The organism is Sphingomonas sp. BAUL-RG-20F-R05-02, from assembly GCF_022662305.1.
Lineage (GTDB): Bacteria > Pseudomonadota > Alphaproteobacteria > Sphingomonadales > Sphingomonadaceae > Sphingomonas.
On record NZ_JAKNQH010000002.1, the window covers coordinates 137165 to 158630 of the forward strand.

Annotated in this window: 19 protein-coding genes, 1 tRNA gene and 1 other RNA gene; 9 read left to right on the forward strand and 12 right to left on the reverse strand. The window is 67.8% G+C overall.

From position 1 onward, the window contains the following. Positions 1–49: 49 nt before the first annotated feature. The gene (locus tag L8F97_RS05570; RefSeq protein WP_242147384.1) at positions 50–1600 is read left to right on the forward strand and encodes an MFS transporter; all 1551 of its coding nucleotides are present in this window, start codon (positions 50–52) and stop codon (positions 1598–1600) included. Positions 1601–1610: 10 nt separating this feature from the next. On the opposite strand, the gene L8F97_RS05575 is transcribed toward L8F97_RS05570, so the two are convergent. Further along, the gene (locus L8F97_RS05575; protein ID WP_242147386.1) at positions 1611–2099 is read right to left on the reverse strand and encodes a MarR family transcriptional regulator; all 489 of its coding nucleotides are present in this window, start codon (positions 2097–2099) and stop codon (positions 1611–1613) included. A 71-nt stretch (positions 2100–2170) separates the two neighbouring features. On the opposite strand from L8F97_RS05575, the gene L8F97_RS05580 reads away from it, so the two are divergent. Together L8F97_RS05580 and L8F97_RS05585 are read left to right on the forward strand one after the other, a co-directional pair. After that, the gene (locus tag L8F97_RS05580; protein ID WP_242147387.1) at positions 2171–3295 is read left to right on the forward strand and encodes a branched-chain amino acid aminotransferase; all 1125 of its coding nucleotides are present in this window, start codon (positions 2171–2173) and stop codon (positions 3293–3295) included. Positions 3296–3364: 69 nt separating this feature from the next. Next, positions 3365–3439 (forward strand) — tRNA-Gln (locus L8F97_RS05585). A gap of 28 nt (positions 3440–3467) precedes the next feature. On the opposite strand, the gene L8F97_RS05590 is transcribed toward L8F97_RS05585, so the two are convergent. Continuing rightward, complete coding sequence (locus L8F97_RS05590) at positions 3468–4829, reverse strand: cation:proton antiporter (protein WP_242147389.1); 1362 nt, start codon at positions 4827–4829, stop codon at positions 3468–3470. Between the two features lie 120 nt (positions 4830–4949). After that, positions 4950–5846: a LysR family transcriptional regulator gene (locus tag L8F97_RS05595; protein WP_242147391.1), complete on the reverse strand. Its 897-nt coding sequence runs from the start codon at positions 5844–5846 to the stop codon at positions 4950–4952. A gap of 91 nt (positions 5847–5937) precedes the next feature. On the opposite strand from L8F97_RS05595, the gene L8F97_RS05600 reads away from it, so the two are divergent. After that, positions 5938–6723: an alpha/beta fold hydrolase gene (locus L8F97_RS05600; RefSeq protein ID WP_242147393.1), complete on the forward strand. Its 786-nt coding sequence runs from the start codon at positions 5938–5940 to the stop codon at positions 6721–6723. Here L8F97_RS05600 and L8F97_RS05605 read toward each other — a convergent pair. Next, positions 6720–7661, reverse strand: a complete 942-nt coding sequence (locus tag L8F97_RS05605; protein ID WP_242147395.1) for a cation diffusion facilitator family transporter — start codon at positions 7659–7661, stop codon at positions 6720–6722. The two genes, L8F97_RS05600 and L8F97_RS05605, sit on opposite strands and share 4 nt — an antisense overlap. A 130-nt stretch (positions 7662–7791) precedes the next feature. On the opposite strand from L8F97_RS05605, the gene hrpB reads away from it, so the two are divergent. The 3 genes from hrpB to L8F97_RS05620 all read left to right on the forward strand — a co-directional run bounded on the left by hrpB (position 7792) and on the right by L8F97_RS05620 (position 12322). Next, positions 7792–10272: an ATP-dependent helicase HrpB gene (hrpB, locus tag L8F97_RS05610; RefSeq protein ID WP_409929009.1), complete on the forward strand. Its 2481-nt coding sequence runs from the start codon at positions 7792–7794 to the stop codon at positions 10270–10272. Between the two features lie 32 nt (positions 10273–10304). Further along, positions 10305–10586 carry an ETC complex I subunit gene (locus L8F97_RS05615; protein ID WP_242147399.1) on the forward strand — a complete coding sequence of 94 codons (282 nt, stop codon included), beginning with the start codon at positions 10305–10307 and terminating at the stop codon, positions 10584–10586. A 467-nt stretch (positions 10587–11053) separates the two neighbouring features. Then, positions 11054–12322, forward strand: coding sequence for a M1 family aminopeptidase (locus L8F97_RS05620; RefSeq protein WP_242147401.1), 1269 nt, complete (start codon positions 11054–11056; stop codon positions 12320–12322). A 118-nt stretch (positions 12323–12440) separates the two neighbouring features. On the opposite strand, the gene L8F97_RS05625 is transcribed toward L8F97_RS05620, so the two are convergent. From L8F97_RS05625 to L8F97_RS05640, 4 genes are read right to left on the reverse strand one after another with little or no spacing between them, the layout of a single operon-like run. Then, complete coding sequence (locus L8F97_RS05625; protein ID WP_242147403.1) at positions 12441–12956, reverse strand: NUDIX hydrolase; 516 nt, start codon at positions 12954–12956, stop codon at positions 12441–12443. Then, entirely contained in the window at positions 12953–13618 is a 666-nt protein-coding gene (locus tag L8F97_RS05630) for a TPM domain-containing protein (protein ID WP_242147405.1), read from the reverse strand. The genes L8F97_RS05625 and L8F97_RS05630 overlap by 4 nt, the downstream gene beginning before the upstream one ends. Continuing rightward, on the reverse strand, positions 13618–14496 hold the full coding sequence (locus tag L8F97_RS05635; protein WP_242147407.1) for a TPM domain-containing protein: 879 nt from the start codon (positions 14494–14496) through the stop codon (positions 13618–13620). The genes L8F97_RS05630 and L8F97_RS05635 overlap by 1 nt, the downstream gene beginning before the upstream one ends. Before the next feature lie 14 nt (positions 14497–14510). Next, a complete protein-coding gene (locus L8F97_RS05640; RefSeq protein ID WP_242147408.1) occupies positions 14511–15095 on the reverse strand; it encodes a LemA family protein in 585 nt (194 codons plus the stop codon). Positions 15096–15180: 85 nt separating this feature from the next. Here L8F97_RS05640 and mscL point away from each other — a divergent pair, with 85 nt between their 5' ends. Then, the gene (gene mscL / locus L8F97_RS05645; RefSeq protein ID WP_242147410.1) at positions 15181–15621 is read left to right on the forward strand and encodes a large conductance mechanosensitive channel protein MscL; all 441 of its coding nucleotides are present in this window, start codon (positions 15181–15183) and stop codon (positions 15619–15621) included. Between the two features lie 7 nt (positions 15622–15628). On the opposite strand, the gene L8F97_RS05650 is transcribed toward mscL, so the two are convergent. Beyond that, a complete protein-coding gene (locus L8F97_RS05650; RefSeq protein WP_242147412.1) occupies positions 15629–16063 on the reverse strand; it encodes an RrF2 family transcriptional regulator in 435 nt (144 codons plus the stop codon). 42 nt (positions 16064–16105) lie between these two features. Here L8F97_RS05650 and ssrA point away from each other — a divergent pair. After that, positions 16106–16455: a transfer-messenger RNA gene (ssrA, locus tag L8F97_RS05655) on the forward strand. Positions 16456–16727: 272 nt separating this feature from the next. On the opposite strand, the gene L8F97_RS05660 is transcribed toward ssrA, so the two are convergent. From L8F97_RS05660 to L8F97_RS05670, 3 genes are read right to left on the reverse strand one after another with little or no spacing between them, the layout of a single operon-like run. Then, positions 16728–17213, reverse strand: coding sequence for a hemerythrin domain-containing protein (locus L8F97_RS05660; protein ID WP_242147414.1), 486 nt, complete (start codon positions 17211–17213; stop codon positions 16728–16730). Positions 17214–17273: 60 nt separating this feature from the next. Continuing rightward, on the reverse strand, positions 17274–20687 hold the full coding sequence (locus tag L8F97_RS05665) for a chromosome segregation SMC family protein (RefSeq protein WP_242147416.1): 3414 nt from the start codon (positions 20685–20687) through the stop codon (positions 17274–17276). Between the two features lie 23 nt (positions 20688–20710). Next, a complete protein-coding gene (locus L8F97_RS05670; RefSeq protein WP_242147418.1) occupies positions 20711–21460 on the reverse strand; it encodes a DsbA family protein in 750 nt (249 codons plus the stop codon). Positions 21461–21466: the final 6 nt, after the last annotated feature.

A 21466-nucleotide genomic window follows, 5' to 3' on the forward strand; every position in this document is an offset into this window, starting at 1 on the left:
GACGGCCTTCTCGCGGGAGAGCGGTCAACTTCGTCCACGGGTAATCGTCATGTCCCTTCTCCACCCCTCCGGCCCGAGTTCGCGGCCACGGCGGCGCGGTGTCGCCTCGGTCAACGCGGAGGTACGCGACGGCATCATCCCGGCGGCGGGATCGCTGACCACCACGCAGGATATCGGCCCGGCGACATCCGGGCCCAATTACCGGATCGTCGCGCTCATCATCGCCAGCGCGCTGTTCATGGAGTTCGTCGACGCGACCGTGCTCGCCACCGCGCTGCCGACGATGGCGCGCGATTTCGGCGTCCGCGCGCCGGAAATGAGCATCGCGCTCACCTCCTACCTGCTCGCGCTTGCGATCTTCATCCCGGCGTCGGGCGTGCTGGCGGATCGCTATGGCTCTCGCACCGTGTTCCGCACCGCGATCGTGCTGTTCATGCTCGGCAGCCTCGCCTGCGGGCAATCGCGCACGCTCGAGATGATCGTGGTGTCGCGGTTCCTGCAGGGCATCGGCGGCGCGATGATGATCCCGGTCGGGCGGCTCGTGCTGCTGCGCTCGGTCGCCAAGCAGGACATGGTCAACGCGATGTCGTGGTTGCTCGTGCCCGCGCTGATCGGGCCGATCATCGGCCCGCCACTGGGCGGGTTCATCGTCACCTATCTCGACTGGCGCTGGATCTTCTACATCAACCTGCCGATGGGTGTGCTCGGCGTGTGGCTGGTCGGTCGCTTCATCGCCAACATCAAGGAAGACGTGCCGCCCGTGTTCGACGTGCGCGGCTTCGTGTTGAGCGGCCTGTCGCTCGGCTGCCTGCTGTTCGGGTTCGAGATGGTCAGCCGCCCCGGCGAAGGCACGTCGGCGGCGGTGCTGGTCGCGATCGGCGCGGTGGCAGGGTTCTTCTACATCCGCCACGCACGCGGGCGCGAAGGTGCGATCCTGGATCTGTCGCTGATGCGCGACCCCACGTTCCGGCTGTCGGTCATCGCCGGCTCAATAACCCGCATCACGCAGGGCGCACAACCGTTCCTGCTGCCGTTGATGATGCAGGTAGGCTTCGGCTTCACCGCCGCGCGCAGCGGTACGATCACGGTGGCGACCGCGATCGGGTCGCTGGCGATGAAGGGTTTGGCGCAGCGCGTTCTACGCCGGCTGGGGTTTCGCCGCGCGCTGATCTGGAACGGCGTGCTGGCGACCGGCGGCTATGCGATCTGCGGACTGTTCCGGCCGAGCTGGCCGGTATGGGCGATGTTCGGGATGCTGGCGATTTCGGGCTTCTTCATGTCGTTCCAGTTCACCGCCTACAACACCATCGCCTATGACGGGGTCGACAAGCGCCACATGAGCAGCGCCACGTCGTTCTACTCGACCTTCCAGCAGCTGATGCTGTCGCTCGGCATCTGCATCGCCGCGATCGCGCTCCATCTGGCGATGCTGGCGAACGGCCACATCACGCCGGCGCTGGGCGATTTCTCGGTCGCCTTCTGGGTGGTGACGGCGATCTCGCTAAGCGCCACGCTGTGGAACGTCCGCTTCGCGCGCGATGCCGGTGCGGAGATCAGCGGCCACCGCGAGCCGGCGACTGCGGAAAAGGTCTCCGCCTGAACCGCAGCGCTCAATCGCCGAGCTGGCCGATCCGCACGCGTTCCTCCGGAGGGATCAGCCCTTCGAGTACCGCCCAGAAGCCGCTCACCGCCGACTGCCCCGCGCTGGCATAGGCAGCGGACAGCCGCTCGCGCAGCGCGTCGAACAGCTGGTTTTCCAGACCGCGCCCGGTATCGCTCAACCGCAACAATCGCTGCCGCCGATCGCGGTCGCCCGGCCGCATCTCCACCAGCCCGCGTTCAATCAGTTCGTTGAGGACACGGCCCAGCGACTGTTTGGTGATCGCCAGCAGCCCGAGCAGCTGGCTAACCGTGAGATCGGGCTGGCGCGCGATGAAATAGAGCGCACGGTGGTGCGCCCGGCCCAAACCCTGGTCCGCGAGTCCCTGATCGATGCTGCGCGTCAGATGGCTGTTCCCGAAGTACAAAAGTTCGAGCCCGCGCCTAAGCTCGGGTTCGCGCAGGAATAGCGGCGACGCGGCGGTGTTCTGCCCTGCCATGTTGACCGGATTTGACCCTAACCCTATCAGGGTTCAACCCAAAATTTGTATCAAGATGTACGAAGGTTGCCATGCCCGATCAGATCGAACTCGCTACGGATCGCGGCGCCAGCGCCCCGTCATTTTCATTCGAACGTCACGCCAGCCCGGTCGAGGCGAACGAGCGCGCGCGCCTGCTGGAGAACCCCGGCTTCGGGCGCGTGTTCACCGATCACATGGCACTGATCCGCTTCACGGAAGACAAGGGCTGGCATGATGCCAAGATCGTGCCGCGCGCCGCATTCCAGATGGATGGCGCATCGGCCGTGCTGCACTACGCGCAGGAAATCTTCGAGGGCATGAAGGCCTACCGCCTCGCCGACGGCAGCACCGCGTTGTTCCGGCCCGAGGCGAACGCCCGCCGCTTCCACGATTCCGCGATCCGCATGGCGATGGAGCCGCTGCCCGAGGATCTCTTTCTCGCCTCGGTGCGCGAACTGGTAAAGGTAGAGCAGGACTGGATCCCGGAGGCCGAGGGCGGCGCGCTGTACCTGCGGCCCTTCATGATCGCGAGCGAGGTGTTCCTCGGCGTCAAGCCGTCCTCCGAATATCTCTACGCGGTGATCGCCTCGTCGGTCGGCGCCTATTTCAAGGCCGGCGCTGGCGCGGTATCCTTGTGGGTGTCGCAGGATTACACGCGCGCCGCGCCCGGCGGCACGGGTGCGGCCAAGTGCGGCGGCAACTATGCCTCCAGCCTCGTCGCGCAGGCCGAAGCGATCCGCAAGGGCTGCGACCAGGTGCTGTTCCTCGATGCGGTCGAACGCCGCTGGATCGAGGAACTGGGTGGCATGAACATCTTCTTCGTGTTCGACGACGGCAGCCTCGCTACGCCGCCGCTGACGGGCACGATCCTGCCCGGCATCACCCGCGATTCGATTATCACGATGGCGCGCGACATGGGGCTGACCGTGCGCGAGGAGCCCTATGCGATCGAGGATTGCCGCGCCGATGCGGAGAGCGGCCGCCTGCGCGAGGCGTTCGCCTGCGGCACCGCCGCCGTCGTCGCACCGATTGGCATGATGAAGATGGCGGGCGGCGACTTCACCATCGGCAGCGGCGGCCCCGGCCAGACCACGATGCGCATCCGCGATGCACTCACCGGATTGCAGCGTGGCAAGGTGGCGGACCAGCACGGCTGGGTCGAGCAGGTCGCCTGATCGAGACGATCCTTCACAAAAGGGTCTTTCCACCGGCGAAGGCTGCGCCTAAAGGCCTGCCTTCGCTGTTGGGGCGTAGCCAAGTGGTAAGGCAGCGGCTTTTGATGCCGCGTACCGCAGGTTCGAATCCTGCCGCCCCAGCCAGTCACTCCGATCGCCGTAGCCGATGCGTTCAGGCGGCACTGTTCGGTGCGCACACGCGTTGCCCACTCGCGCGCGCATGGCGACCATAGACCAGTTCGAACAGTGGCCCCGCCATCATCGTGGTGACGATCGCCATTAGCACCAGCATCGCGAACAAGGTCGGGCCGATAATACCCTTCTGCAAGCCGATGTTGACGATGATAAGCTCCATCAGCCCGCGCGAGTTCATCAACGCGCCGATGCCGAGCGCAGTGCGGTTGTCCTCCCCGGCCAATCTCGCCGCGAGGTAACAGGCGCCACCCTTGGCGAGGATCGACGCGGCCAGCACACCCAACGCGATCAGCAGCAGCGTCGGCGAACCAACCATGTCGAGGCGGGTGTTCAGTCCGGAATAGGCGAAGAACATCGGCAGCAGCAGCACCACCGTGACTGGTTCGAGCTTGCGGCGGATTTCCTCGGCAAACGCGCCGCGCGGAATGGCTACGCCCAGCACGAAGCCGCCGAAGATCGCATGGATGCCGCACGCGTCCATCAGGAACGCGGACAGGCAGAACAGCGCCAGCACGCTGGCCAGTGTGGCATTGCTCATCGCGCCGTCGCGCTCGACGACACGCGCGAGCGGCCGCAGCAGTTTCGGGCCGAGCAGCAACACCGCCACCGCCCATGCGACGCCACCACCGATCGCCAGCACCACCACGCCCGGCCCGCCGCCGAACGTCGCCAGCACCAGCGCCAGCACGCACCACGATGCGACATCGTCGAACGCGCCCGCCGTAAGCGTCAGCGTGCCGAGCGCGGTATCGGCAAGTCCACGTTCGTTGATGATCCGCGCCAGCATCGGAAATGCGGTCAGCGCGATGCAGGCGCCGAGGAACAAGGTCGCATCGGTTCGTGATATCGCGGCGGCGAACAGGCCCGGTACATTCAGCAGAAACGGCGTGAGCAGCACCGCCACTACGAATGGCGCGGCGATCCCCGCCATGGAGACGCTCGCGGCACTGCGAACCTTGGACCGGATGTGATCAACACGCAGCGTGGTGCCGACCAGGAACATGTATAGCCCCACCCCCACCTGCGCACCCGCATAGAGCACGTTCCGCGTTTCCTTAGGGAACACCGCGCCGGCGACATCGGGCAGGAGCAGACCGAACAGCGAGGGGCCGAGCACGACGCCGGCGATCATCTCCCCCACCACCTGCGGTTGGCCAAGGAAGCGTTGCGCGAACCAGCCCACCACCTTGCAGGTGAGGAGGATCACCGCGAGTTGCAGGAAGAAGTGTACGGAGAAATCAGCCGGCGCATAGCTGGCGGACGCCGCCGGAGCAGGCGCGCCGTGTGCGGACAGAATGCCGCCGACGGTGTGGATAAGACTGTCAGAAACCCGTTGCATCGTCAGCCCCACACCCCCGGCGTCGGCGACCGCTCGTACGGCGACGCTGCGACTGCGTGCCCGCGCTATCACGCGCGACCGTGGCTGGGCAACATGCGCGCCGCACGGATGCGGGTGTGGTCAGGCCCTCTGCACGGCATGCGCCCGCGCCGCGCCGGCAAAGTGACGCAGCGCGGTGGACAGGTCGCCGCGCCGATGCGCGATCGCCATGCGCACGCTGCGGCGCACGTCGCTGAGGTCGAGGTAGACGACACCCTGAATCAGCGCGCTCCGCATGCTGTCGGGCACCAGCGACACGCCGAGTTCGGCCGCGACGAACGCCAGCACCGAGGCGATCTGCGGCGCGGACTGGCCAAGCATCGGCTCGAACCCGGCGTCACGGCAGGCGCCGATAGCGGCATCGAACAGCGTCGGGCCGAGATCGCGCGGGGTCAGCACGAACGCCTCCCCCGCAAGCGTTGCGAGCGGGAGCGCGGGATCCCGGGCGGCCGCGTGCGCGACCGGCACGGCGGCGACCAGTTGCTCGTCATCAAGGTCGTGGATGGCGAGCCCGGCGAGATCGACCGCATCGGGGCGGAGGAACGCCGCGTCGAGCATGTCGTCGCGCAATGCTGCGACGAGATCGAGCGAATTGCCCTCTCGCAAGCTCAGTTCAACGTCGGGGAAGCGGCGGCGGTAGGCGCGGATCACACTCGGCACGATCGGGTTGAACGCCGCTGATCCGGTGAAACCGACCCGCAACGCGCCGGTTTCACCACGCCCGGCGCGCTGCGCTGCGTGGATCGCGGCCTCCGCCAGGTGCGGCAGATCGCGCACCCGCGCCTGAAATGCCGCCCCCGCTTCCGTCAGCTCCGCGCCGTGCGGCACGCGGTGGAACAGGCGGGCGCCGATCTCCGTCTCGAGATCGCGGATCTGCTGGCTGAGCGGTGGCTGGCCGATCCCAAGCCGTCGCGCGGCGCGGGTAAAGTTTCCCTCCTCCGCCACCGCGAGGAAGTAGCGGACGTGCCGCAGCTCCATAGCTATCTCCAAAAGCTATCACGATGATGCATGCCAGATATTAGACCAATGACCGGCGATGCGCCACATGATGTGCAACGGAGACTCGCTCATGTTCACCGATTTTGACGCTTTTGGTTTCGTCCCAGCCGTTGACGATCAGGATGTCGCCACGCTTGCGCCGGTCCCACAGCCGTTGCTGCCGACGGTGTTCCTGCCGGGCCTGCTTTGCGACGCGGCGTTGTGGCGGCCGCAGATCGACGCGCTCGCGCCGCTGGTCGCGCCGATGGTGGCGGACCTTACCCTCGACGACAGCATCCCGGCGATGGCGCGGCGCGTGCTGGCGGCGGCGCCACCGCGCTTCGCGCTCGTCGCGCTGTCGATGGGCGGCTATGTCGCGCTCGAAATCCTGCGGCAGGCGCCGGAGCGGGTGACCTCCGTCGCGCTGCTCGACACCAGTGCGCGCGCGGATTCGGCGGAGCGCGCGGAACAGCGCCGGGTGGGGATGGCCTCGCTTGAACGCGGGCGCTTCGTCGGAATCACCCGGCAGTTGCTGGAGCGGCTGGTCGGCGCGGACAAGACGGACGGGCCGGTCGCGGAAGCGCTGAGGGCAATGGCGCTACGGGTCGGCGGGGCGGCGTTCCTGCGCCAGCAACATGCGATCCTCGACCGTGCCGATCTGCGCCACATCCTGCCCGGCGTTCGCGTGCAGGTGCTGGTCGCGGTTGGCGATGGTGACCGCATCACGCCGCCCCGCGATGCTGAGGAAATTGCGGCACTGATCCCCGGCGCGCACCTGCATGTGTTCGAAAACTGTGGCCACCTGCCCGCGTTGGAACTGCCCGAGCAGACCACCGCGCTTCTGAAATGGTGGCTGGCGCGCGACCGCGCCGCCTAGCAGCCGGCTTCGCAGTCGGTGGTTTCGACCTGCACGGTGGCATGGCCGATGCCGAAGCGCGTGCGCAGCATCTCCTGCGTTTCGAGCAGGAAAGCGTCACCCGGCTGACCGGCTGGCATCAGCAGATGCGCGGTCAGCACCGTCTCGGTCGTACTCATCGGCCAGATGTGGAGATCATGGATGCGCGCCACACCCGGAAGTGCCTGTAGCGCCGCCCCAACCGCGTCATAATCGATCGCGCGCGGCACCGCCGCCAGCGACATTTCCACCGACTCGCGCAGCAAACCCCAGGTCTGCCAAACGATCAGCAGCGCGATGACGATGCTCACCGCCGGATCGAGCCAGGTGAGGCCAGTGAGCAGGATCACGCCGCCGACGATCACCACGCCAGCCGACACCGCCGCGTCGCTCGCCATGTGGAGGAATGCGCCGCGGATGTTGATGTCGTCCTTGCGCCCGCGCGCGAACAGCAGCGCGGTCGAGAGATTGATGACAAGGCCGACCGCCGCGACCGCCGATACCGTCGCGCCCGCCACCGGCGCGGGCGTGGCGAGCCGCTGCGCCGCCTCCAGCACGATCGCGCCAAGCGCGACCAGCAGGAAGATCGCGTTGAACAGCGCCGCGAGGATGGTCGATCCCTTGTAGCCGTAGGTGAAGCGCTTCGACGGCGCACGCCGCGCCAGCGTCGCGCCGCCCCATGCGACCGCGAGGCCGAGCACGTCGGAAAGGTTGTGCCCGGCGTCCGCGAGCAGCGCCACCGAATCCGCGACGAAGCCGAACCCTGCCTCCACCACGACGAACGCGATGTTGAGCGAAATGCCGATCAGGAACGCACGGTCGAACGCTGCGGGCGCGTGTGAATGCCCGTGGCCATGGCTGTGGCCGTGCGCATGGTCGTGGCCGCCATGATCGTGCGCGTGATGGTGATGGCCGGCCAAGGGAACTCCGCGCGTTGCTTGCTTCGACGACGGTTAGCACCGCCGCCGCAGGTGATACTAGGACAACACAGGTAAAATCGCCGTCATGCCGACAGGCGGACACGACTTTCGCGCGCACAGGCCAGCGCCTATGGCAAGGATCGTGACCGAACCCACTTTGCCCGTCCTCGCCGTTCTGCCTGACCTGCTAGCCGCCCTGCGCGCAGGAGCGAACGCGGTGCTGGTGGCACCACCAGGGGCGGGCAAGACGACGGCAGTGGCGCCGGCGTTGCTGGGTGAGGATTGGTGCACCGGCGAGATCCTGCTGTTGTCGCCGCGCCGGCTGGCGGCGCGCGCGGCGGCGGAGCGGATGGCGGTTCTGGCGGGGCAGACCGTCGGGCAAACCTACGGCTATGCGACGCGAATGGACAGCAAACGCTCGTCCGCGACCCGCGTCACGGTCCTGACCGAGGGCATTTTCGTCAACCGCATCCAGAGCGATCCGGAACTGACCGGCGTGTCGGCGGTGCTGTTCGACGAGGTGCACGAACGCAGCCTCGACAGCGATTTCGGATTGGCGCTGGCATTGGACGCGCAAGGCGGGTTGCGACCGGACCTGCGGCTCGTGGCGGTGTCGGCGACGCTGGACGGCGGGCGGTTCTCGGCGTTGATGGGTGCCGCGCCGGTGATCGAGAGCGCGGGGCGGATGTTTCCGCTGACGCTGCATCACCTCGGTCGCGCAGGTGAGGCGCGGATCGAGGATGCGGTGGCGGCCGCGATCCGCACCGCGCTGCGCGAGGAGGATGGCGGTGTGCTCGCCTTCCTGCCCGGCGTCGGTGAGATCGAGCGTACTGCCGAGCGGCTGGCGGGATTGGGCGACGGCATCGCGCTGCACCGGCTGCACGGCAACCTAGACCCCGGCGCGCAGCGCGCCGCGATCGCGGCCGACCCGCACGGGCGGCGCAAGATCGTGCTGGCGACCTCGATCGCGGAGACCAGCCTGACGCTCGACGGCGTCTCGGTGGTGGTCGATTGCGGCCTCGCCCGACGTCCGCGCTACGACCGCGCGGCGGGGATGACCCGGCTCGTCACCGAACGCGCGAGCCAGGCAGCGGTGACGCAGCGCGCCGGCCGCGCCGCGCGCCAGCGGCCGGGCACAGCCTACCGGTTGTGGGAGGAAGCCGCCACCGCCGGGCTGCCGCGCTTCAATCCGCCCGAAATCCTGGAGGCGGATCTGTCGGCGCTGACGCTCGACTGCGCGCTTTGGGGGGTAAGCGACCCGCGCGGGCTGGCGTGGCTCGATCCGCCACCCGAGGCCGCTGTCAATGAGGCGCGCGCGCGGTTGCGCACGCTGGACGCGATCGACGACGGCGGACGCCCGACCGCGCATGGCGCAGCCATTGCGAAGCTGCCGCTGCCGCCGCGCCTCGGACACATGCTGGTGCGTGCCGGAGACATCGGGCTGGGCGCGGTGGCGGCGGAGGTGGCGGTGCTGCTCGGCGAGCGTGGGCTTGGCGGCAGCGACGCCGATCTCGAGATGCGGCTGCGGCGCTGGCGCGGCGAGCGGGGTGCGCGCGCGGAGGGCGGGCGGCGGCTGGCGAAGCGCTGGGCAAGTCTGGTCCGCCACGCGGGCGCGGCGCGCGAGGACGGCCTTGCCACCGCGATCGCGCTCGCCTTTCCGGATCGGATCGCGCGTCGGCGCGACGCCAGTGGCGAAGCATGGGCATCGGTCGGCGGGCGCGGCTTCCGGCTCGATCCGACGTCCTCGCTCGCCCGCGCGGAGTGGCTGGCGGTGGCGGAAACGCAAGGCATGGCGGCGGGCGCGCGCATCCTGTCGGCCGCGCCGATCACCCAGACCACGGTCGAAGCCCTGTTCGGAGACGCTATCGTTACGCACCGCACCGTCGCGTTCGATCCGGCGACCGGGGGCGTGCGCGCCACGCGGGAACGGCGGCTCGGCGCCATCCGGCTGTCGAGCGGCCCGGATGCCGATCCCGACCGTGATGCGATTACCCAAGCGTTGCTCGATGGCGTGCGTGCAGCTGGCCTCGCGCTGTTGCCGTGGAGCGAGGCGGCGCAAGGTCTGTTGGCGCGGATCGCGTTTTTGCGCGGCCAAGGTCGCCCGGTCGAAGCGATCGACGCGGCGGCGTTGCTAGCGCGCGCCGACGAATGGCTGACGCCGCTGCTGACCGGCAAGCGGCGGCTCGATGCGATCGACCCGGGCGCGCTGGCGGAAGGCCTGCGCGGGGTGATCGGCTGGGACACGCTGCGGCTGCTTGATGCCGAGGCGCCGACCCACTTCCAGTCACCTGCCGGAACCAGCCACCCGATCGACTATGCGGCCGAAGGCGGCCCGCGCGTCGACCTGCGCCCGCAGGCGCTGTTCGGGCTGGCCGCACACCCGAGCGTGGCGGGCGGGCGTGTGCCGCTGGTGCTGAGCCTCACCTCGCCTGCCGGCCGGCCGATCCAGACCACGCGTGACCTGCCCGGTTTCTGGAGCGGAAGCTGGGCCGATGTCGCGCGCGAGATGCGCGGTCGCTACCCGCGCCACCCTTGGCCGGACGACCCCGCCGCCGCCGTGCCGACGACGCGCACGAAAAACGCGGATGCAAGGGCGCGTTCCACGCGTTAAGAGGGTTCGATCAAGAGGGAAACCGAACACCGATGGCTACCGCCCGTATCTACCAACACCCGAAGAATGCGATGCAGTCGGGCCGCGCCCGCACCAACGGCTGGATGCTCGATTTCGAGCAGGCAGAGGCACGCTACGCCGATCCGCTGATGGGCTGGGCTGGCTCGGGCGACACCCAGAACCAGGTTCGTATGGCGTTTCCGACGCGCGAAGCCGCAGTCGCCTATGCGGAGCGCGAAGGGCTGGAGTACTTCGTCGTGGCTGCACCCGAACGGAAGCTGAAGTTGCAGGCGTACGCGGATAATTTCCGGTAAGCTGGCCTGCGTTGCGGCGTCGTCCGGCCCTGCCGCGATGGCAGCCCTTGCGGACGTTTACGCGCGGGCGGGAGACTTCGTACGCTCAATTGTCGTCAGTCGTGAGGACGGCGGACGCTTCCTGATTGCGAACGTTGCCATAGCTTGGCACGATGCGAGAGGGGAGACATTCAGTGTCGAGATTTGGTCGGGCGGTCGGCATCGCAGTCATGCTGCTAGCTACCGGTGCTCTCGCTGACACGTCGGGTCGCTCGACCATAACGCTGACAGCGAACGCCCGCAAATTGAGCGTACGATATGATCCGCATCGCGAGGTGCACACGATCGAACTAGCGAGGACTACCGATAGCACCGAGAGGAGCGGCTGGACGTTCAGGCCTGCCTTTACGCTCGCTGGTGACTCGATCCGCCGCCCCGATGGGAAGAGTTTCCGCCGTGCGGTGACACTCATATCGCCGGACACGAAGATGACCGATCGTGTTTACCCGCAGGCACTACGTGTCGGAGAGGGTTGGCAGCTCTACGGTCCCTACCTTGAAACACTATCCGGCGACGCCCCACTCAAAGTCCGCGTGCCTCATGCCTGGATCGCTGCGCCATCACCATCGCTGGTGGGCTACCTCTATGTCTGGCCGCGTGCTTACCTTCGCGCCGGCATCGTTGCGGCTCCCGCCATCCCAAGCGCACTTCGATACCAGATTGTCGAAGCGTTCGAGGGTGCTCGTACCGTCTACACGCGTCGGCTGGGAAGAGCGGCATCTAAGCCGCCATTCGTTATCATTGCTCTTGATCCGACATTGCAGTCGGGATGGCGCGGCGATTCCACGCCAGGCACGCTTTCCCTGCGGTTTTCCCCCGATATCATCAGCCGGCATGTGTCACAGGACCGCGTCGCGCGGTTCGTTGCCCACGAGCTATTTCACGACTGGTGGCAGGGCAAAATTATCATGCCCGCTGCCGAAAAGGGTGCGTGGCTTCAAGAAGGTATGGCAGAATACGCCAGTCTGCTCGCCAGCGATGATGATGCATTGGTCGGCGCGGAGTTGGCACGGCATCTGAACGGGTGCAGCGACGCTCTTGCTCCGGCAGGGCTGCTTTCCGCGCCGCCAACAAGCGGGCAGGCAGTATATGACTGCGGCACGGTGTTCCAATGGGTGCGCGACCTGCAAGTTCGGCATGACAGCCACGGGCACGAAGACGCATTCACCGGCTGGTCCAATTTGCTTCGCCGTGCCCGCGACACGCACGCGCCGATCCCTTGGGCGGAAGCGATCTCGGCGCCGGCAGACATGGCCGACACCGACGCCGCGGCAGCTCTTCTTAGGCCAAACGCAGGTCGCTGGCCTGACCTTGTTGAGGCACTGAACAGGATGGGCGCTCAGGTGCTGCCGGTCCAAGATGACGGTGCGTTGCGCATCGCCATCCTGCAGCATTTGCTGACCTTGGCATGCCATGATCGGATCGGCTTCTTCACGCAGGAGGGAAGTGTGAAGCTGGAGACCGGTAATCGATGCGGACCCCTGAACTGCGATCCTGTGATCGACTCCATCGCGGGACATAAGCTCTTTGCCGATGCCGCAGGCGCGTTCGCTGCAGTTGCCGCTCTGTGTGCATCCGATCGACGCGTGTCTTTTGACAACGGCGACCGGCGAGTTGCCGAACTGTCCTGCGCCAAGCCGTTACCACCAGCGCCGAAGCGTTGGGCAGTGCGGGCTTGGCGTTCGGTTGAAGGTTAGACGAGCCTGGGAGAATGCCGTCGCCATTCGGATGCGCCACGAGTTGGAAGCAGACGAACCGCTTGCCACCATTCTCGAAGCAAGTTCTGCCGGTTCCCGGCAACCACCGGCAAGCCGTTCACCCCAAAATCGAAGCACCCAGCAGCAGCAACAACTTCACATCCACCGCCAGCCCCTCGGCGCGTTTGGCGGCGATGAACTTCGGCAGCGCGGTTAGCGCCACACGGTGGACGGTGATGTTCTCGCCCGGCACGCCGCCGCCGTCGCTGACTTTGCTGAGACCGGTCGCCCGCACCAGCGTGAAGCTTTCCGACACCATCCCCGGCGAGGAGCAGAACGCGCCGATCACCTCGATATGCGCGGGGCGATAGCCGGTTTCCTCTTCCAGTTCGCGCGCGGCCGAGTGAGCGATGCTCTCCCCTTCGGTCTCGTCGCCGACGAGGCCCGCCGGCATCTCGATACAGGAGCGGCCGAGCGGCACGCGATATTGCTCAACCAGCAGGACGTGGCCATCCTCGACCGCAAGGATCACCGCCGCGTGGATGTCGCGTGCGCGGCCGACATATTCCCACGTGCCCTGCTTGCGCACGGTGATGAACTTGCCCTGCCATACGGTCTCGACAGGATCGCTCACAGTTCGATCACCCGGTCGGGGAGTTCGTTCACGTCATCCTCCGTCTTGGGGAAGGTCTCCAACAGGATCGCGCCGATCGCCCCTACGGCGGCGACCATGCCGTCGCCAGCGCGGCCGTCGCGGACATGCGCGACGAGCGCGGCCATCGCGTCGCCCCAGCGTTCGGGCGGGACCGCGCGGTGGATCGCCGCATCTGCCACGATCTCCGCCATGCGTTCCTGCGTCGAGAGGTAGAGCAGGATACCGACGCCCGCCTGCGTGCGGTTCTCCGCGCCAATCTTGAAGCAGAGCAGCGCGCGCCGCCGCACCCGCCGCCGCCGCGTGGCGCGCGGGGTGAGCGCGGCGCGCACCGGCGCCCAGCCGACGAAGTAGCGCACGATCAGGAACACGACCGTCTGCACGACCAGCAGCACCAGCAACGCCCGGCCGAAATCGGGTTCAGCCCAGGCATCGGCACCGATCAGCAACCAGTGCCAGCGGAACGCGGCCAGTGCGGTGACGAGCAGCATCGCCAGCACCGCGAACTGAAGCGGCACGTCGTTATACCGGTCCGATTCGCGGGCGACGATCGTGACGATCTCACCATCAGTGCCGCGCTCGGCCTCGGCGACCGCGGCGGTGATCCGGTCACGATCGGCTGGGGTAAGGGCAAAGCGCGCCATCACCAGTCTCCCGAGGCGCCACCGCCCCCGAAATCGCCACCACCGCCCGAAAAGCCGCCGCCATCACTGCCGCCGCCGCCCCAGCCGGACGATCCGCCACCCCACGATCCACCCCGATCACGGTTCGACAGGCCATCAAGCACCGACCACAAGGCGACGTTCGCCACCGTGCTGCCGATGCCGCTTCCGCCTACGCCGCCGCCCCCGCCCGTGTAACGCTGCCCGCCGGCGCCACGCCGGAAGAACGACAGACCGACGAAGGCGACGACCAGCACGATCAGGATGACCGGCACCGCCGCGAAGCCGGCGTTGGCGTCCGGCCGACGCGCCTGCTGCTGCTGCTGCTGCTGCTGCTGCGTGGCGAGAATTTTGGCGGACCGTTGTTCGGCTGCCTCCAGCGGCAGTTTCATCTGCTCGGCGATGGCATCCGCGCCGGCAACGATGCCGCCCGCCATGTCCCCGGCCTTGAACTTGGGCAGGATCGTCTGGTTGATGATCACACTCGACAGCGCGTCGGTCATGATCGGCTCGAGCCCGCGACCGACCTCGATGCGGACCTTCCGCTCCTTGGGCGCGACGATCAGGATGATGCCGTTATTCGCGCCCGCCTGCCCGATCTTCCACGCGCGGCCGAGCTTGTAGCCATATTCCTCGATCGGAAAGCCTTGCAGATCGGGCAGGGTGGCGACGACGAACTGTCGCGACGACGCCTTCTCGATCTCGGCCGAACGCGCGGTGAGTTGCGCGATCTGCGCCGCGTCGAGCAGATGCGCGTCATCCACCACACGCCCGGTAAGGGGGGGAAACGTCTGTGCCGTCGCCGGCGCGGCCACCAGCAGCGCGGCGAGCAGCAGGAACATCCACCGAAGCAGCGGCATCGGCCGCATCCGGCTCAGTTACCGTTCCCGAAATCGACCTTTGGCGCGGTCTCGGCGGCGGGCGTCGTCGCCTTGAACGGCACCATCGGCTTGGCGCCGTAGAAGATCTTGGCGCCGATCGCGTCGGGGAAGGTGCGGATGGTGACGTTATACGCCTGCACGGCGGTGTTATAATCCGACCGCGCGATCGTGATGCGGTTCTCGGTACCCTCGAGCTGGCTCATCAGCGTGGTGTAGTTGCCCTGCGATTTCAGGTCTGGATACGCCTCCTGCAAGCGTTGCAGCGACAGGCCGAGCGCACCCTGCACCTGCGCGAACTGCTGAACCTTGGCGGGATCCTTCAGGTCGTCGCCCGACACCTTGACCGTGTTGGCGGCGGCGCGCGCCTGCGTCACCTCGACCAGGATCGATTTCTCCTGCGCGCCGGCCGCCTTCACGGTGGCGACGAGGTTCGGGATGAGATCGGAGCGGCGCTGGTACTGGTTCTCGACCTCGCCCCACTTCGCCTTGGCATTCTCCTCGGCGGTCGGCACGGAGTTCAGCCCGCAGGCGGACAGCATCGCGACGGCGGCGATCGTGAACACGGCACGAAACTTCATCGATTAACTTCCCTCAAGTCTTGGCGGCACCGTCTTACCCGGATAGCATCGTCGCGCGGAAGCAAAATCGCATGGGGAAGCTGCTGTGATCCAGGAATTCAAGGCGTTCATCGCGCGCGGCAACGTGCTCGATCTCGCGGTCGCCGTCATCATCGGCGCGGCGTTCGGCAAGATCGTGTCGTCGTTGACTGACGATATCATCATGCCGGTGATCGGCCTCATCACCGGCGGCCTGGATTTTTCCAGCCATTTCATCGTTCTCGGCAAGGTGCCCGAGGCGCTGGCGGGATCGTCCGACTATGCCGCGTTGAAAAAGGCCGGCGTGGCGGTGTTCGGCTACGGCGCGTTCATCACCGCCGCGGTCAACTTCCTGATCCTGGCGTTCATCATCTTCTTGCTGGTGCGCGCCGTGCACCGGCTGACGGTCAAGCCCGAGGTACCCGCAGCCGTCGCGCCGCCGGAGCCGGCAGACATCGCGCTGCTGCGCGAGATCCGCGACGAACTGAAGAACCGCCCGGCGGTCTGACGGCGGTTCAGGCGGCGGCGAGCACCTCGACCGCCGCCGCGTCGGCGAGGCTGGTGCCATCGAGGATGCGCGCGGTTTCGTCGCGCACGCGCAGCATCGCGCGACGGATCGCGCACGCCGACTCGCTCTTGCAATCGGTGCAGGAACGATAGGCGGTGCGGCTGACGCATGGCACCAGCGCGAGCGGCCCCTCGATCACGCGGATGATTTCACCCAGCGAGATCAGGTGGGTCGGCCGCGACAGGCGGTAGCCTCCCATCTTGCCGCGATGGCTGTGCAGGAAGCCGGCTTCGCGCAGATCCGCCAGAATGAGTTCGAGGAACTTGCGCGGCACGTTCGCTTCGGTGGCGATGCGGTTCATCGGAATGGGCGCGGTATCGGCGGGAGCTTCGGCAAGGAAGATCATCGCGCGGAGCGCGTATCGGGAACGCTGCGTCAACATAGTTCAAGCGCTATGGGCGCCTAATGTGGCGAGCGGAAGGCGCCCCTTTGCAATACGTTTCGCCTGCCCTATATGGATCGTGCAGGCCGGTTCGTCCGGTGGCTATGGCGATAAAGTGCGGCGTGAAATAGATGCAGCGGACCCGGGGGCAGTACCCGGCGACTCCACCACAGCCTGTTCTTTCAGGACGGGCTATGACGGGGTCGAATCAGGATCGACGTGTATTGAAAGGCGCTGTTTTTGCCCGGGCTGAGTAACCCGTTCAAGGCTCAAAACCACAAGTGCTAACGATAACGAAGCACTCGCGATTGCCGCGTAACTGAAAGCCTAACGGCTTAGGTTACGACGCATAAACGCGGTTCGGGCCGCACCGGGCAACAGAAGCGGACACCGGCGGTACGGGGGGCACCGAGCAACAGAAGCTCCCCACTTCCTCTTCTATGCATTCCGGACGGCGGACCACTGGTCGCCACCGTTGTCCGTGCGCCGGGAGAACGCGCCTATACCCGGTAACGACCGGCGCTCCGTCAGGCGGGCTAACGTCAGGACACGCGGCATTGGTTCTGCGGCACCCCCACGCTGAACTCCGGTGTTCGCCGCAGCGATTGGAGCGGGCGGAATGGTAGCGGACGTGCCGCCGTCCGCTCCGCTTCCGCCCCGACGCTTATTCCCGCTCGTCGCTGCTCGGCGGATTGGCCTTGGCCTCCGCGCTTTCGATCGGCTTACGCTCCTCGTACACCTCGGCGAGGTGGGCTTCGGTCTCGTCGGAGAGTTCCTCGGCAGCGGCCGGGAACATCTCCTCCTCTTCCTCGGTAATGTGGTGCTCGTATCGGCGGCGCATGTGGAAGAACTTTTCGCTCCAGGCGTCCGAGCCAAACTCAAGATCGCTCATTTCGCCGATCAGGTCGTCGACTTCCTTGTGTTCCGACACCGAATGGCGCGCATCGTCACGCAGTTCGGGATCGCCAAGCATGGTCGCGTAGAGCGATTCTTCCTCGGCGGCGGCATGGCCCTGCAACTCGACTCGGAACGCCTCGAACAGAGACTGACGTTCCTCCGATGCGCCGGTGAGCTCACCGAGCTGCTTGAGCATGTCGCGCTGCTTGTCGTGATCGCGCTTGAGATCGAGGTAGATTTGCGCTTCGGCCATAACGGTCCCCTGTGCGTGGAGTATCGCGGCACCAACACTCGGCGGCGTGCTAAGGTCCGCTCAGGCGGCGAGCAATCCGGTCGCGCCGCCAAGATCGACCGAGACTAGGCGGCTGACGCCCTGTTCGATCATCGTCACGCCGAACAGCCGGTGCATGCGGCTCATCGTCACGGCGTTATGCGTGACGATCAGGTAACGGGTCAGCGTCTCACGCGCCATCGCGTCGAGCAAGTCGCAGAACCGTTCGATGTTGGCATCGTCGAGCGGCGCATCCACCTCGTCGAGCACGCAGATCGGCGCGGGGTTGGTGAGGAACAGGCCGAAGATCAGCGCCACCGCCGTCAACGCCTGTTCGCCGCCCGACAGCAGCGTGAGCGATTGCAGCCGCTTGCCGGGCGGCTGCGCCATGATCTCCAGCCCCGCCTCGAGCGGATCGTCCGAATCGACCAGTTCGAGATGCGCCTGCCCGCCGTTGAACAAGGTGGTGAACAGCCGCCGGAAATGCGTGTCGACCGCCTCGAACGCAGCGAGCAGGCGCTGCCGCCCCTCGCGGTTGAGCGTGCCGATCGAGCCGCGCAGCCGGTTGACGGCGAGGCCGAGTTCCTCGCGCTCGGCGGCGTTGCCGGCGCTGGACGCTTCGAGCTCGGCGAGTTCCTGCCCGGCGACGAGGTTGACCGGGCCGATCCGCTCACGATCGATGCTGAGTTTCTCGTGAGCGGCGGATTCTTCGGCCGGTGTTCGAACGGTGGCGCCATCGAAGCCGACCCGTTCCGGTAGCAGTACCGAGGGGCATTGGAAGCGTTCGCCGGCAAGCCGGTTCATCTCGATGCGGCGCAGTTCCTGGTTTTCGGCACGGGCGGCCGCACCGGCACGCGCCTCACGCGCTTGCGCAAGCGCCTCGGCAGCGGCGTGGGTGCGCGCTTCGGCGTCGCGCAGGGCAACCTCGGCGGCGCGTTCGGCAATTGCGGCCTCGTCCGCAGTGGCACGGGCTTGAGTATGCGCGGCTTCGGCGGCGGCGATCCCGGCGGCGAGCGCGGCGGGGCGGTCGGCCAGCGTCACCGCCTCCGCGCTCAAGTCGGACGCGCGCCGGTCCATTTCGGCGATGCGCTTGGCCGCCTCGCCCGCGCGGGAGCGCCAGCCCTTCGCCTCGGCAGTGCCGGCGGCAAGACGCTCGCGGGTATCGGCGATCGCGCGGTCGAGCCCGGCGCGTTCGGCGCGGATGGTGGCGATGGCGGCGCGTTTCGCCTCCGCGTCGGCAGAGAGCGCGGCGACGCGGGCGCGGGTTTCGCTGCCGTCGGGCAGCGCGGCGCGGGCGATGGTGGCGCGATCGACCTCGGCGGACGCCTCGGCATGTTCCCCGCGCACGCGCTCGCTCCGCGTGGCGAGATCGGCGCGTTGCGCATCGAGCCGTTCCAAGGCGGTGGCGGCGCGATCCTCGGCGCGTGCAGCGTCGCGCGCGGCGGCTTCGGATGAATCGAGCAACCGGCGGGCATCGGCGGCGGCGCGGCGCGCATCGGCGATGGTGACGTCGATGCGGCGCAGTTCGCCATCGGCGGCGTCCACCGCGCGCACCAGATCGGGCCGCAAGTCTTCGATCGCGCGCAGGCGGTTGAGCCGTGCGAGCCGCTCCGCCGCCGCCGCCCCGCCGCTGCGCGCGACATACCCGTCCCAACGGCGCAGCGCGCCCGCCAGCGTAACGATGCGCTGACCGACCGCAAGCTGCGCGCCCGCGTCCGTCTCGGCGACGAACACCTGCGCGAGCCGCCGCCCGATCGCATCGGGCGCGGCGACGTGGCCGATGAGCGGCGTCGTGCCGGATGGCGCAAGCGGATCGTCGGGCTGGATCGGCGCACCCGCCCAATGGCGCTCGGCGGTCGGGTCCAGCCCGGCTTCCAAGTCGTCGCCGAGTGCCGCCGCCAGCGCGCGTTCGTAGCCGGGCTCGGGCCGGACGCGATCGAGCAGCCGGTCGCGTCCATCGCCCCGGCGCGTCGCCTTGGTGAGCGCCGCCGCCTCGCTATCGAGTGCGGTGAGGTCGGCGTGCGCGGCGGAGCGCTGCGACTGGGCATGATCGCGTGACCCGATCGCGGCACGTTCGGTGGCATCCGCGCCGGCCAGCGCGGCCCGCGCCGCCTCGGCATGACGCAGCGCCTGTGCGCGTGCCTCGGCGGCGCGGGCGCGTTCGGCGAGCAATGGTGCGGCGTCGGCGAGTGCATTCGCCTCGGCAGACACGCGGGCGAGATCGCGCGCGGCGCGCTCGACGCGGGCGCGGCCGGCGGCAAGCGCGGCATCGGCGACGCGGACGTCGGCGATCTCGCTGGCCTGCGCGGCGAGCCCCTGCGCGAGCACGACCTCGGCATCGCGGCCTGCCCGCTCCGCCTCGGCGACCGCAGCGTCAAGTTCGGGTGCGCGCGCAGTCGCCCCGGCAAGTCGTGTGTCGAGCGCTTTAGCCTCTTCCGCCAGTCGTGCGATCGCCGCGGCGGCGTCGCTCGCCAGCGCGCCCTCCCGTGTGCGGTCGGCGGCAAGGCGGGTAGTGCTGTCGTCGAGATCCTTGATCCGGCGCAGCACGGTGGCATGATCGGCGCGCAAGCCGGCGAGGATGTGCCCCGCCTCGCTCGCCGTATCGCGCGCCGCCTGCGCGGCGGCGCGGGCCTGCGCCACGGTATCGGTCGCCTGCGCGCTATGAACAGCGGCGGCACGCTGCGCTTCGGCGGCTTCGCGCACGCGCGTTTCGCAGGCGGCGGCTTCGGCCTTGGCGGCATCGGATGCGGCTTGCGCGTCGCGCCAGCGTGCGAAGATCATCCGCGCTTCGGCGATGCGGATCTGATCGGAAATGGCGCGGTACCGTTCCGCCTGCCGTGCCTGACGGCGCAGCGACGCGACACGCGCATCCTGATCGGAGATCAGTTCGTCGAGCCGGGCGAGATTGGCTTCGGTGGCGCGCAATCGCGCCTCGGCATCCCTACGCCGGACATGCAGACCGGCGATCCCCGCCGCTTCCTCCAGCATCGCGCGGCGTTCGGCAGGCTTGGCGGCAATCACCGCGCTGATCCGGCCCTGGCTGACCAGCGCCGGCGAATGCGCGCCGGTGGCGGCATCGGCGAACAGCAGCGACACGTCCTTGGCGCGCACGTCGCGCCCGTCGATCCGGTAGGCGGAACCGGCGCCGCGTTCGATGCGGCGGACGATCTCGGTCTCCTGCGGGCCATCCGGGCCGTCGACCTCGGTCAACATCGACACTTCGGCGAAATCGCGCGGCGGGCGGGTGGAGGTGCCCGCGAAGATCACGTCCTCCATCCCCGCGCCACGCATCGACCGGGCAGAGGTCTCCCCCATCGTCCAGCGCAGCGCCTCGAGCAGGTTCGACTTACCGCAGCCGTTCGGGCCGACGACACCGGTCAGGCCGGGTTCAATGCGCAGATCGGCTGGATCGACGAAGCTTTTGAAGCCCGACAATCGCAGCCGTTTGATCTGCACGCCCCCGCCCCCGGTCGGCCGCTTTACAGTGCGCCGGCAGCCTTCAGCGCGGGTTCGAGCTGTTCGTAGGCAGCGGCATTGGGCACCACCTTGCCGTTGACGATGAAGGTCGGCGTGCCGGTGATGTTGTACTTCTGGTTGGCGGTATCGGTCTGCTTGGCGATCGCCTCCAGCGCCTTGGGATCGTTGAGGCAGGCGTTGGCCTTTGCCTCGGGCACGCCGCGCTGCTTCACGAAATCGACATAGCCGTAGAAGTTGGCGAGGTAGCTGATGACCTGCGCGGGCGAAGCGTTGCTGAGCTTGGCCTGCTCGGCGGGCGAGATCTGCTCCTTGCGATAGATCAGCGTTTCCTGGTTGGCGAACATCTGGTCGAGCATCGGGAAGAACTGCGCCGGCTCGACACACTGGCCGAGCAGGATCGGGCCGAGATCGAGCTGGTTGTGGACCGGATAATCGTGGAATTCGTAGGACAGCTTGCCCGCCGCGATCGGCCCGGCCTTCAGCTTGGGCAAGCCCTCGGCATCGAACACGCCGCAATGCGGGCAGGTGCGCGAACCATATTCGATCAGCTTCACCGGCGCATCGGGGTTGCCCATGCGGTAGCCGCCGTCGTCGGTCTTGGCGACGACATCGACCCACTTCTCGCCGGCAGGCGCCGCTTTGGCTGTGGCCGGCGCGGCGGGCGATGCGGTGTCGGTATTGGCATCGGCGGCAGGCTTGCAGGCGACGAGGGTGGTTGCCGCGAGGATGGCGACCGCGAAACGGGTGTTCATGGGTAG

Coding starts and splice junctions, on each gene's coding strand:
- L8F97_RS05640 (WP_242147408.1), bottom strand. CDS start 15,095: ATGAAGTTTCGTGCCGTGTTCACGATCGCCGCCGTCGCGATGCTGTCC.
- L8F97_RS05620 (WP_242147401.1), top strand. CDS start 11,054: ATGACCGATCGTGTTTACCCGCAGGCACTACGTGTCGGAGAGGGTTGG.
- L8F97_RS05600 (WP_242147393.1), top strand. CDS start 5,938: ATGTTCACCGATTTTGACGCTTTTGGTTTCGTCCCAGCCGTTGACGAT.
- L8F97_RS05580 (WP_242147387.1), top strand. CDS start 2,171: ATGCCCGATCAGATCGAACTCGCTACGGATCGCGGCGCCAGCGCCCCG.
- hrpB (WP_409929009.1), top strand. CDS start 7,792: ATGGCAAGGATCGTGACCGAACCCACTTTGCCCGTCCTCGCCGTTCTG.
- L8F97_RS05595 (WP_242147391.1), bottom strand. CDS start 5,846: ATGGAGCTGCGGCACGTCCGCTACTTCCTCGCGGTGGCGGAGGAGGGA.
- L8F97_RS05615 (WP_242147399.1), top strand. CDS start 10,305: ATGGCTACCGCCCGTATCTACCAACACCCGAAGAATGCGATGCAGTCG.
- L8F97_RS05575 (WP_242147386.1), bottom strand. CDS start 2,099: ATGGCAGGGCAGAACACCGCCGCGTCGCCGCTATTCCTGCGCGAACCC.
- L8F97_RS05660 (WP_242147414.1), bottom strand. CDS start 17,213: ATGGCCGAAGCGCAAATCTACCTCGATCTCAAGCGCGATCACGACAAG.
- L8F97_RS05670 (WP_242147418.1), bottom strand. CDS start 21,460: ATGAACACCCGTTTCGCGGTCGCCATCCTCGCGGCAACCACCCTCGTC.
- L8F97_RS05570 (WP_242147384.1), top strand. CDS start 50: ATGTCCCTTCTCCACCCCTCCGGCCCGAGTTCGCGGCCACGGCGGCGC.
- L8F97_RS05590 (WP_242147389.1), bottom strand. CDS start 4,829: ATGCAACGGGTTTCTGACAGTCTTATCCACACCGTCGGCGGCATTCTG.
- L8F97_RS05650 (WP_242147412.1), bottom strand. CDS start 16,063: ATGTTGACGCAGCGTTCCCGATACGCGCTCCGCGCGATGATCTTCCTT.
- L8F97_RS05630 (WP_242147405.1), bottom strand. CDS start 13,618: ATGGCGCGCTTTGCCCTTACCCCAGCCGATCGTGACCGGATCACCGCC.
- L8F97_RS05635 (WP_242147407.1), bottom strand. CDS start 14,496: ATGCCGCTGCTTCGGTGGATGTTCCTGCTGCTCGCCGCGCTGCTGGTG.